This is a genomic window from Listeria fleischmannii subsp. fleischmannii LU2006-1 (assembly GCF_000344175.1).
Lineage (GTDB): Bacteria > Bacillota > Bacilli > Lactobacillales > Listeriaceae > Listeria > Listeria fleischmannii.
Genome location: NZ_ALWW01000066.1, coordinates 1 through 11,383 on the forward strand (window position 1 = coordinate 1; position 11,383 = coordinate 11,383).

Consider the following 11,383-nt stretch of genomic DNA (forward strand, 5'->3'; position numbering starts at 1 on the left):
TCCGTTTATTTAAGAAAGGAAGACAATCGATTTTGGATTTAATTACGCTTCAAWTCAAATTAAAAATAACCCTTTTAGTTACTCCTCTTTTGATTATCTTCTACTTCCTATACTTCTCTATCTGTTGCAACAGTTGAATTAGAGAATGCTTACCCTACGATACCAACTTCACTAGTTGATTCTATCGTCACATTACCTTCTATTACCATTTTAATCGCCATTTTTTTAAGCATGTATATCTCTCGCTTTCTTTCCGTAAAATCGCTTATGTTAATTGGCCTCGCATTAGTTGGTATAGGTGGCATAGCGCCTCTTTTTATCGAAAATTTTTGGTTTTTATATAGCTGTCGTTTAGTATTAGGCTTTGGAATTGGCTTATTTAAACCATTTGCCGTGAGCGAGATTTCTAATTTCTACCAAGGCAAAGAACTATCAAAGATGATGGGTTATCAAAGCGCCACACAAAAATTGGGTATTATTACATTCCTTCTCTTATCAGGCTTACTCGTTTCCTATCAGTGGTCCTATGTTTTTATACCATATCTGGTTGCTTTTCCCATCCTGCTTTTCATCGCCTATAATTTTCAGACTGCACCCACACCACAAAAGAGCTCAAGTTCTGCTCTGTCTAAAACTGGGTTTTCAAGTATCATTTTATTAACACTTGTCACCATCTTTTTAGTAGCCGTTGTCCTTGGAAACTTCTATTCTAAAATCGCGCCGCTACTTTCCGAAAAAGGCTATCATGATTTTGCTAACACACTCGGAATCGGACTTGCCTTACTCAATTTTTTCGCCCTAGTTGGCAGTTTGCATTTCGGTCGCCTATATATCAAATTGAAATTGTGGCTTCCCATCGGTTCTGTTTTAATCATGGCACTTGCCTTCTTTTTAGTCGCCATACTCGACCAACTTATCTTGATTGTCCTTTTAATGCCCATCATCGGTTATGCAGCAGGAATTGTTAGCCCTTGGACATATACTTTCATTTTAGAATCCGTTCCAAAAGCAAATGGTACCTTTTTTATTTCGCTTGCCCTTATTTCGTTAAACTTAGGGAGTTTCGTTGCCCCGTTTATTTTCACAACATTTATTCCACTTTCGATCACGATGTTATTTTTTGCATGCAGCGCCTTACTTCTTGTTATTGCTTGTTATTTATACTTCTTCGTTAAGTCGCTTAGCGCTCACATTTAATTACAAAATAAGCGAAGCAAGCTCTTCCGCTAAATCCGTGTGATTCGCTTCCTTTAGAATATCTAAAGCACGTTTCGCTTGCTTCATGCCATTTGTATCTCCTCCTACCCCTTTTAAGAGCCCTTCAAAAAATTGAGCAGTAATTTGGTAAAAAAGTTCTTTGTAGCTAGTACAAATTAATTTTAGTTGCGTAATTAATACATCAATATACGTATACGCTTGTTGTCTAAAACAAACCGATATCAAATTCACTAACATCCCGCAAAATATTTCTCGTCCGACGTCGTATTCTATATATAACTCGAGTGATTTTGACAGCCTTTTAAATAAAAACACTTGGTTAGTATCATCTAAAAACTCCACTGTATTCCCGTAAAGTTGCACCTCTTGCAACGTCCAACTTTCAATTGTATTTAAGTAGTCGAGAATGATTTTTTTATCTTCATCCGGGGCATCTTTTGGATTATATATCCCCGTTCTCTCCATCTTTTTTAAAACTGCAATGCGACATCTAATTTCTGCCGCTCTAACCGAGCTCATAAGTGTATCATCGTAAGGTAGATTTTCTAAAAGTTCATAAAGTGCTGGTATATTATGTGTATTGGCGAAGCGAGAATAATCATAAATATAACGCGCATGGTTGCTCAATTGATGCCCCCTGCTCACATACATAAATTCATCTATTTCCATAGAAATACGTTCCAATATTTGGATAAGCAAATCCACACGCATGACATGTTTCCCTTTTTCAAATTCTATCGCATAGGATTTCGAAATAATTCCCGTATAAACTTCTTTTTGCGAAAGACCTTTACGAATACGAATTTCCCGGAGAATAGCCCCATATTCCATCTTCATACAACTCCTATCATTAGCTTATAGAAAAACTCAAAGTTTACGCCAAAATCATGTTGCTCGCAAATAGTGAGATTCTAGGCAGAGCCATGTACTGGAGAGAAGCGTACAGAGTACATGAGCACCAGAACGGAGGCACGAACGACGAAGATTGCCATTTGAGAGCGATATGGTCTTATTTATAAGACCATATCATCTTTTTCTTTTAAAAACAAATATACTAGGATTCATAAGTTGACGCCGCACGTTAAGGCTGCACGGAAAAAAAAGAAGAGGATTGTGATTATGAAGTAACTTCCCTTTGATACATTTTTATAAAAACTGTTTTATCAACATGTTCATGCATAAAAATTATTTTAAAGGAGAAATAAAATTGGAAAAACTTTTATTTGATAAAGGATATAAATATATTATTTTACTTTTTGCTGTTGCACTTGGCTTTTTTACAATTAGCTATACGGGATTTCCGCAAACGGAGAGTATGACGCTCGTCAAGCAATTTTTATTTGTAGCTATTCCTGTTGTAACTTGGCTTATTTTATCCAAAAAAAGCTTTTTGGCCTTATTCCATACATTAACCTTAAAAGGTATCTTTAAAGCTGTTCTAGGTACTATTATTATTTACGGCGCTAGTTTTATTTTAGGTGTCATTTATCAATTTTCCACTAACTTTAGTGCTCGTCCGAACCCGATTACTACTTCCTCAATCCCTTGGTATGGCTGGATTATGAATTATTTTCAGCTCTTTGGTGAAGAAATCTTAACTGTTGCCTTTTTACTTGCTATTTTCGCTCTTGTGTCTAAATTTCTTGGCTATAGGGCATCAATTATCATAGCTAGCATACTTAGTGCGCTCATTTTCGCAGCCGCTCACTACTGGACATACGGAAGCCTTATTCATCCACTTCTTCTACTCACCATCCCAAGATTAGGTTTTACATTTATCTTTTTAAAAGCCGAGAAAAAACCATCGATTGTCTCAAGTTGGATTACACATAGTCTTTTTGACTCCATTAGCTTTATTATCGGCTCATTTCTTTAATTTTAAAAAGCGTCCTCCATATAAAGGGGGACGCTTTTTTTATAAAATCTGCACAAAACCTCTCGTGCCATCTATTCGAATCATTTGACCATCTTTAATTAATTCCGTAGCGCTTGTAACGCCCACAACAGCTGGTAAGCCATACTCTCTTGCAATGACAGCGCCGTGTGTCATTAAACCGCCTACTTCTGTGACCAACCCTTTTGCTGAAACAAATAAAGGGGTAAAACTTGGATCTGTAAAAGTCGTAACGAGAATTTCTCCCGCATAAAATTTGGCGTCTTCCATTTTTGAAATCACTCGCGCACGTCCCTCAACAACGCCAGAAGAGACCGCTAAACCTGGCAAGGCATCTTTCGGGAAATCGCTTGTATGGTAAGAGCCTGTCAAAATTTCACCGTCTGCTGTCATAACTCGGGGCGGGGTTAATTTGTCGTACAGTTGATACTCGGCTTTTCGTTTATATAGCACGTCTTTATCCATTTTTTCTGTTTGAAAAATTGTTTTTAACTCATCTAGGGTGAAAAAATAAATATCTTTTTGCTCCGAAATAACGCCTTTCTCTACTAATTTTTTAGCCTCTTTTAAAAGCGCTTGTTTGTACACGAAATAATGCGTCACCATAACATATTTAGGATATTCACGAAAACCGCTAAAATGTCTGAGTGCATCCACCGCCTGTCTAGTTTCTGAAACTTTACTCTCCCCATCCGGCAGTTTCGCTAACTGATTGATTAGTTCTTCTTTTTTATCCAGTGCTTCTAACTCGCCTTTTCGATGCTTTTCTTCATGTGCCCCCTCTTTAAAATGATGTAAGTTTGTTAAAATCATCGGAATTAATACCTCAGGCTCCTCCATCCACCGAGTTCTCGTTAAATCAATTTCTCCTGGGCAGCGCATGCCATAAATTTCTAAGTAATCATGTATCGCTTTCTGAACTACTTCTCCGCCTTTAAAACGAGAGAGTTCATCTATAAAGTTTTTATTTTCCGTTGTTTCTAGAAACGCCGCAATATCAGGATACGGACGAATGGCATCTGCGACATCTAATAAAGCAAGCCCCATTTCTGAAGTAATATTATCAGGCAGCGACTTAGTAAGAGTATCCGAAACATTAACTAAACCTAGCCAATCAAACATCTTTTCATTGAGCCATAAAGCAGAGTCCATAGCCGCCATAATCGCCTGCATCGTTTCTTTTTGCGATAAAAAGCCCTTTACTTTCAGAATATCTTGTTGGATAAAATCAATTAACGACTCCCCTTCATACGCTTTAATGTCCTGTTTCAAATGAATAAGCGCTTCCTCGCTCTCCTCTGTCAGTCGTTTAACAATCGTAACATCCGCTTTTATCGTCTCCGGAAATGTCATAAATTTTTGCTTTTTTTGATTTAAAAGCTTCGTCTCATCATACATAATGTCCAGATAATCGCCTCTCTTTAAAAGCGTAATAAGTGCATCTTTCGTCAAGGGTTCCGAATCAAATGTATCAAGCATCATATATCGACTATTTTCATCAAGAAGACGTGGTAAAACATCAACAAATAAACGACCGCCTGCTATAAAACGCTCCCCAAAAGACGTTAATGTATAGACAGACATCCCAAGCGAAAGAAGCGGATCCGTCATCATTTGTTGATGCCCCACAGATAAATAAATACGCTTTTCATCATGAATATTCTCTGGTAACGGAAATAGCGTTGTAATCGGCCGGCACTGTACAATATAAAAAGCATCGTCGAAAAAACACCATTCCACATCAACCGGATAACCAAAATAGCGCTCCATTTCTCGTCCCAAAACCGTAAGCTCTAAAACATTTTCTTCGGATAAAATAGGGTTTTCTCGGCTTTCGGCCACATTTTGTGAAACTACCTTGCCATTTTTAACTTGATACACATCCGCTTGAACCTGCCCTGAAACAAGTGCCTCGCCAAGTCCTACGCTTGCATCTATTGAAGTCGTAAGCCTGTCGCCAGAAATCGGATCTGCTGTAAATAAAACGCCTGATTTTTCCGCAGGGATCATTTTTTGCACCACAACCGCAAGTTGAACCTCATTTTCAGAAAAGCCATTCTGCATGCGGTAAAGAATCGCTCTTTCATTAAACAAACTTGCCCAACACTTTTTAATATGCGTCAAAATGGCCTCTTTACCTGAAATATTTAAAAACGTATCTTGCTGCCCCGCAAATGATACCCCCGGTAAATCTTCTGCTGTCGCACTAGAACGCACGGCGTAATCAGCATCTGCACCATAATTTTCTAAATGAATGGAAATCTCTGACTGAATCTCACTTGGAATCGTCTCATTTAAAAAGAGTTTCTGTAGTTTCGCACTCTTTTGTTTAATTTCTTCTGTCTGAGTAGAATTCATGCGCGAAAGCTCGGCAATCGTCTGTTGAATTTCTTGTGATTGGTGGATAATTTCTTGATAGACGTTTGTAGTGACGCAAAAGCCTTCAGGGACGTTTAGATTTTTTATTTGAGTAAGTTCCCCTAAATTCGCTGCTTTTCCTCCTACAAAAGAAAGCGCCGCCTGATTAATTTCTTGCAGGTTGATAACGAATGCGTTCATTTGATTTCCCCCTCGTTTTCAAAGTAGACTTATTATAGCAGTCAAAAATCACAATAAACAGTCTATAATTCTATCTTTTTATTTGGTATAATAAAAGTAGAGATAGCGAATACTTTCATGGTTTGCCCGAAAACTGGGATTTTAAACCATGTTTTTATTTTGCTGAAAGGTGGTTTAAAATGGAGGAAAATGTCTTTGAACGCATGGCCCAAAAATACGATAATCCCGAACGAATTGCACTGGCAAAAATCATCTCTGACCGCATTCGTCCCGAGCTTAAAGAGGCAGAAGAAAAAACGCTACTAGATTATGGTAGCGGAACTGGTTTAGTAGGCCTTGCATTAACCGATTTAGTTAAGCAAAGTACACTGGTTGATTCATCAGAAAATATGGTTAAAATTATCCAAGAAAAAATAGACACTCAAAACATACATCATGTGACGGCTAAGGTAGTAGATCTCACAAAAGAAACACTAACAGAAAAAGTAGATATCATCATTGTCTCTTTAGTTTTACTTCACATTCCTGATACAAAGAAAATTTTAACCCAGCTTTATCATTCTTTAAATGAAGGAGGACAACTCATCCTGATTGATTTTGACAAAAACGAGCATGTCTCTCACCCTAAAGTTCATAATGGTTTTCTAGCAAGCAACTTATCTGAATTGCTAGCCCAAGTCGGTTTTTCCAACAGTAAAATTGAAAATTTCCATCACGGAAAAAATGTATTTATGAAGCAAGATGCCGATTTATTTATCGCCATCAGTAACAAATAAATATGGCACTAGCCAATAAAAGAACAATAAACACCAAAAGATTTAACCACGTAAATTTTTTTAAGAAAGCTACTTTTAAATGTGGCATATACAATTGAAATAGTCGAAACCCAATAAGATTAGCTAAAGAAGCGATTAAAGTCCCAATACCTCCAACATTCACACCTAAAAGGACTGCTTGCACTTCTGACCCAAACGGGGCAATTAAAATCGCTGCCGGCACATTACTAATTACCTGACTAACAAAAGCTGCCCCAAACAAACTCGTTAGCGGATGCAGAAAAATCGCTGGAAGAGTATCTATAAGAACTTCCCATTCCGTTAAATTTCCAACAATAATAAAGAAAAAAACAAACGTACCAAGTAAACGATAATCCAATTTTGCTAACACCTTTTTATCCCCCAAAAAGAACGCAACAAAAATAAGCGGCACTACATAAATATAAGGAACAATTCCTATTACGGCCAAAACCATTAAAAGAAAAGACAAGCCCGGCAAAAACAATTTTTTTGTTTTCAAAAGACGGACGACTTGTCTTTTTTTGTATCGATAACGTTTGTTTTGGAATTTTCAAATGAAGAAAAAATAAAATGATGAGCGAAAAAAGCGCAAGTGGCAACATCCAACTTATAAACTGGATAATCGTTAAATGGTAGTAAGAATATAAAAATAAATTTTGCGGGTTCCCAAACGGCAGTAAGCTGCTCCCCAAATTGGCTGCCATAATAAAGAGCACCACACTATAAGCAATGTTCGGAAAATCTTTTACTTTTCTCACAATCGTAATAAAAATTGGAATGAGGCTCAAAATAGCTACATCATTCGTTAAAAACATCGATGAAAAAAACGACAAGAGGATTAAATAACCCACAAGATGGCGCGTTGTTTTAGATAATTGAATAATTTTCTCAGCTAGCACAGCTAAAATCCCTAAACGTTCAAATGCTTTTACTACAATCATAAGACCGAATAGTGAAAAAATAGTTTTTAAGTCAATAAAAGTAACATCAAATTTTCCAAAAATAGAAAAAATAAGTGCCAATAAAAGAGAAATTGTAAAAATAAAATCTTTCTTAAAAAAGTCTATGGTCCTCATATCTCCCGCCTCTATTTCCTATACATTTCGCTCATTCATTGTACACGTGTATCTCTGAAACCGCAACACATTATACGAGCTTCTTAGTTTTTGTGCACAATTAAGAAAGTTCACAAAAAATTCACAGACACTCATTTCAAACTATGTTACGATTTATGTGAATTAATTTACAAAAAATAGGAGTTGACGCTTAATGAGGGCTTGAAAACACTTCGCGCACGATGATTCGTCGTTCAACCTAACTAAAACTAACACTCTGCCCTTTGCTTAAAAAATGGAAAAAGGAAGTTATTATGAAAAAAACTGTTATTTACAATCTTGCGTTTTTGCTTCTATTTTTCAGTATCTTTCTTCTTATGTCTAGAATCTTAACTGGAACCGTAGTCGGTACAGACATTTTTGGAAAACATATTGAAATGGCCACGGATTTACCAAATTCTTTTTATAAAATATTTTTATTTAGTTTATTTGGCTTAATTACTTTTGATATTCTTGCTGTTTGCTACTATGTATCACTAAGTTTTTGGGGATTATTAGGTGCTAAAAAATATCCTGATCAAAAACCGGTGCATAAATTTCATATTATTATACCTGCAAAAGACGAAGGAGAAGTTATTGAGCAAACCGTCCAAACGCTTGCTAATTTAAACTACCCTGCTGAACTTTATACGATTACTGTTATTGCAGATAATTGTGAGGATGACACCTTTCAAAGATTACAAAATTACCCCATTTTTATATTTGAAAATAAGAGTGAACGAAACGCGCCTAGAGGTAAGCCTCACGCACTCCGCAGCTACTTTTCAAATTGTAAGGAATGGATGGATGCGGATTATTTAATCATTTTAGACGCAGATAATATCATGCATCCCGATTACCTCTATCAAATGAATAACCAGTTCATTGCGATGCCAGAGTTAGTTTGCAGCCAAGGATATCTTGGCAGTAAAAATGTCACCTCCTCTTTTCTCGCATCAGGCTATTCCGCCTCCTATTTCCACGCCAATCGAATTTATCAGCTTGCAAAAGCAAAGCTCGGCTGGAATACAACCATCGGCGGAACTGGCTTCGCACTTTCAACCGATTACATTATTAAACATGGCTGGAATCCAAGAAGCTACACGGAGGATTTTGAACTACAAACTGAACTCGCTATTTCTGGTAAAAAAACGAGTTGGAATCACCATGCTATTATCTATGATGAAAAACCAAACTCCTTACGCGTTAGCACAAAACAGCGAACAAGATGGGCACAAGGACACTGGTTTGTGGCATTTTCATCCATCCTTGTTCAATTTTTCACTTTAATAAGAAGTAAAAGTCTACGTGAACTAAATAGTCGAATCGAAAATATTTTTTATTCATTCTCCATGCTTAGCCCGCTTCTTGGTCTGATTATCACGATTAGCGCGCTAATTTTCAAAAGCGAATATAATTATGTGTTGCCCATTTGGGATTTAGTTTTACTTTGGATTCTTTTGGATAGTTATCGCTTTATTGCCTTGCCAATATTCACAATTTTCAATGAATTACCTAAGAACTTTCAGGCTAAAAAAACAAATCGATTTAAACTTTTTTTCCAATTATGGATTGGCATGTATTATGCTTCTATCACTTATATTTATCCCCAAATTATCGGTTTTTTCACCTGCATGCGCAAACAAAACAAATGGGTGAAAACGAAACATTCGGTGAAATATCAAGAAGGACATTAAAAACAAACCGAGCTTCCGGGAAGCTCGGTTTGTTTTTATTTTTCTAAACGGGCAAGTAAACCTGTTAATAAGACCGCAATCAAAACCATAATGGCTCCAAAAATCGAGGTTAAATTTAAGCCGAAATAGTCTGTCACAAAGCCGCCGATAAACGCACCAAAGGCAATACCCACATTGAAAGCAGAAATATTAAGCGCGGATGCCATACTGACAGCATTTGGCGTATACTCCTCCGCCAATTTAACCACGTAAAACTGTAGTCCCGGGACATTCATAAATGCGAAAATCCCCATTAAAAAGACCGTTATTAAACCAAACAGAGCGTTTTCTCCCGTGAAAAAAAGAAGTAGTAATATGATAGCTTGAAGTAGAAACATAAAAAACAGCGCACGTAACGTATTTTGGTTAGCCAAATGACCGCCTAACGTGTTACCGAATGCAACCATAAGTCCGTAAATGATAAGAATAATGACCACTGCTTGGGCTCCGTATCCCATATTTTGCTCAAGTAATGGTGATAAATATGTGTAAACAACAAACGTTCCGCCGTATCCAAATGCCGTTATAAGTAAGATTAGGAGAATCCGTGCGTTTTGCAAGACTTGTCCGATACTTCGAAAACTCGTTTTTTCGCCTTTTTCAAGCTCTTTTGGAACTAAAAAATAATTACTAATAAGTGCGATTATACCAATCATTACAATAAAGAAAAAAGACATGCGCCAATTACTAATTTGGCCAATAAAAGTGCCGAGCGGGACACCCGTTACAGTTGCGACCGTTAAGCCCGTAAACATAACCGAAATCGCGCTGGCCCGCTTACCTGGACTCACTACACTCGCTGCAATGACCGCCGCAATCGACATAAATACACCGTGGGCAAAAGCCGAAATAACACGACCGATAAGTAAAACAGCAAACGTCGGCGCAAGCATGGCAATTAAATTCCCTACAATAAAGGTCAACATCACAAGTAATAATAAAGACTTACGATTCATACTTGCCGTAAGTGTTGTAAAAACGGGCGCCCCAATCATAACACCTAACGCATAAATCGATACCGTCAAGCCCGCCGTACTGATTCCAACACCCATATCACTTGAAATAAGTGGGAGCAAGCCCACACTAATGAATTCCGTAGAGCCGATACCAAACGCGCTTATGGCCAGCGCAAGTAAAGTAAAGGCTGAACTTGATTTTGTTTTAATTTGTTCCATGATTTTCCCCTCTCATCTTGACCAATTGTTTAACATGTTATACAGTATCTTATATACCGTATAAAATAACAAGAAGGTACTTTAAAGTTATATACGTACTTTTTAGTACCTATAGGAGGGAAAAAGATGACAAAAGTGTATAATATTGGAGTCGAAGCCACTCTTGAAGTCATCGGCGGCAAATGGAAAACGGTCATCTTATGTCACTTGCGCGAAGGAAAAAAACGCACAGGTGAACTAAGACGCCTCATTCCAAACATTACGCAAAAAATGCTCACGCAACAATTACGTGAACTAGAAGATTCCGGGGTCATCATTCGGAAGGTTTATGAACAAATTCCGCCCAAAGTAGAATATTATTTAAGCGACTACGGACATTCTTTATCCCTTATTTTAAACCAACTTTGTTTATGGGGTGAAAAACATGTTGATAAAATGCTCATAAAAAATGAGGATGTTATTTTGCTAAAACGCGACGGAGAAGCACTGGAGGAACAAGTAGCATGCGAAAAATAAAAAAGATGGAATTCGGCCTGAATTCCATCTTTTTTATATCTTTTTAACAAATTCCGATTTTAGTTTCATGGCACCAAATCCATCAATTTTACAATCGATATTGTGGTCGCCTTCTACCAATCGAATATTTTTCACTTTCGTCCCAATTTTCAAAGCAGAGGAACTGCCTTTGACTTTTAAATCTTTAATGACTGAAACCGTGTCACCGTCTGTTAGTACATTTCCGTTTGCATCACGTACAACGGGCTCCGCATCAGTTACAGCAGAAGCATCCGCGCTCCATTCATGTCCACATTCCGGACAAATAAAAAGGCCGCGATCCTCGTAAGTATATTCTGATTTACATTCTGGGCAATTTGGCAAATTTGACATTTTAAACACATTTCCTCCATCA

The 11,383-nt window shown here is 37.2% G+C and carries 11 protein-coding genes; 5 read left to right on the forward strand and 6 right to left on the reverse strand.

Annotated elements, in window-relative coordinates; all coding sequences use genetic code 11:
- Positions 1 to 159 precede the first annotated feature (159 nt).
- Positions 160 to 1,197 carry an MFS transporter gene (locus LFLEISCH_RS13715; RefSeq protein ID WP_077947285.1) on the forward strand — a complete coding sequence of 346 codons (1,038 nt, stop codon included), beginning with the start codon at positions 160 to 162 and terminating at the stop codon, positions 1,195 to 1,197.
- Here the strand turns inward: LFLEISCH_RS13715 and LFLEISCH_RS13720 are convergent, their stop codons facing one another.
- Entirely contained in the window at positions 1,198 to 2,049 is an 852-nt protein-coding gene (locus LFLEISCH_RS13720; protein ID WP_007477733.1) for a helix-turn-helix domain-containing protein, read from the reverse strand.
- A gap of 376 nt (positions 2,050 to 2,425) precedes the next feature.
- On the opposite strand from LFLEISCH_RS13720, the gene LFLEISCH_RS13725 reads away from it, so the two are divergent.
- A complete protein-coding gene (locus LFLEISCH_RS13725; protein ID WP_007477734.1) occupies positions 2,426 to 3,094 on the forward strand; it encodes a CPBP family glutamic-type intramembrane protease in 669 nt (222 codons plus the stop codon).
- Positions 3,095 to 3,133: 39 nt separating this feature from the next.
- Here LFLEISCH_RS13725 and rph read toward each other — a convergent pair whose 3' ends face one another.
- Positions 3,134 to 5,671 (reverse strand): rifamycin-inactivating phosphotransferase, encoded by a 2,538-nt coding sequence (rph, locus tag LFLEISCH_RS13730; protein ID WP_007477735.1) that lies wholly within the window; start codon positions 5,669 to 5,671, stop codon positions 3,134 to 3,136.
- A 179-nt stretch (positions 5,672 to 5,850) separates the two neighbouring features.
- Between rph and LFLEISCH_RS13735 the strand changes: the two genes are divergently transcribed.
- Positions 5,851 to 6,447, forward strand: coding sequence for a class I SAM-dependent methyltransferase (locus tag LFLEISCH_RS13735; RefSeq protein WP_007477736.1), 597 nt, complete (start codon positions 5,851 to 5,853; stop codon positions 6,445 to 6,447).
- Here the strand turns inward: LFLEISCH_RS13735 and LFLEISCH_RS14830 are convergent.
- Together LFLEISCH_RS14830 and LFLEISCH_RS14835 are read right to left on the reverse strand one after the other, a co-directional pair.
- A complete protein-coding gene (locus tag LFLEISCH_RS14830; protein WP_007477737.1) occupies positions 6,434 to 6,838 on the reverse strand; it encodes a transporter permease in 405 nt (134 codons plus the stop codon). The two genes, LFLEISCH_RS13735 and LFLEISCH_RS14830, sit on opposite strands and share 14 nt — an antisense overlap.
- A gap of 4 nt (positions 6,839 to 6,842) precedes the next feature.
- Complete coding sequence (locus tag LFLEISCH_RS14835; protein WP_007477738.1) at positions 6,843 to 7,544, reverse strand: SLC13 family permease; 702 nt, start codon at positions 7,542 to 7,544, stop codon at positions 6,843 to 6,845.
- A 293-nt stretch (positions 7,545 to 7,837) separates the two neighbouring features.
- Here LFLEISCH_RS14835 and LFLEISCH_RS13745 point away from each other — a divergent pair, with 293 nt between their 5' ends.
- Positions 7,838 to 9,259, forward strand: coding sequence for a glycosyltransferase family 2 protein (locus tag LFLEISCH_RS13745; protein WP_007477739.1), 1,422 nt, complete (start codon positions 7,838 to 7,840; stop codon positions 9,257 to 9,259).
- 35 nt (positions 9,260 to 9,294) lie between these two features.
- Here LFLEISCH_RS13745 and LFLEISCH_RS13750 read toward each other — a convergent pair whose 3' ends face one another.
- Entirely contained in the window at positions 9,295 to 10,473 is a 1,179-nt protein-coding gene (locus LFLEISCH_RS13750; protein WP_007477740.1) for an MFS transporter, read from the reverse strand.
- Positions 10,474 to 10,599: 126 nt separating this feature from the next.
- On the opposite strand from LFLEISCH_RS13750, the gene LFLEISCH_RS13755 reads away from it, so the two are divergent.
- Positions 10,600 to 10,989, forward strand: coding sequence for a winged helix-turn-helix transcriptional regulator (locus LFLEISCH_RS13755; RefSeq protein WP_007477741.1), 390 nt, complete (start codon positions 10,600 to 10,602; stop codon positions 10,987 to 10,989).
- Between the two features lie 33 nt (positions 10,990 to 11,022).
- On the opposite strand, the gene LFLEISCH_RS13760 is transcribed toward LFLEISCH_RS13755, so the two are convergent.
- Positions 11,023 to 11,361, reverse strand: a complete 339-nt coding sequence (locus LFLEISCH_RS13760; RefSeq protein WP_036063775.1) for a zinc ribbon domain-containing protein YjdM — start codon at positions 11,359 to 11,361, stop codon at positions 11,023 to 11,025.
- Positions 11,362 to 11,383: the final 22 nt, after the last annotated feature.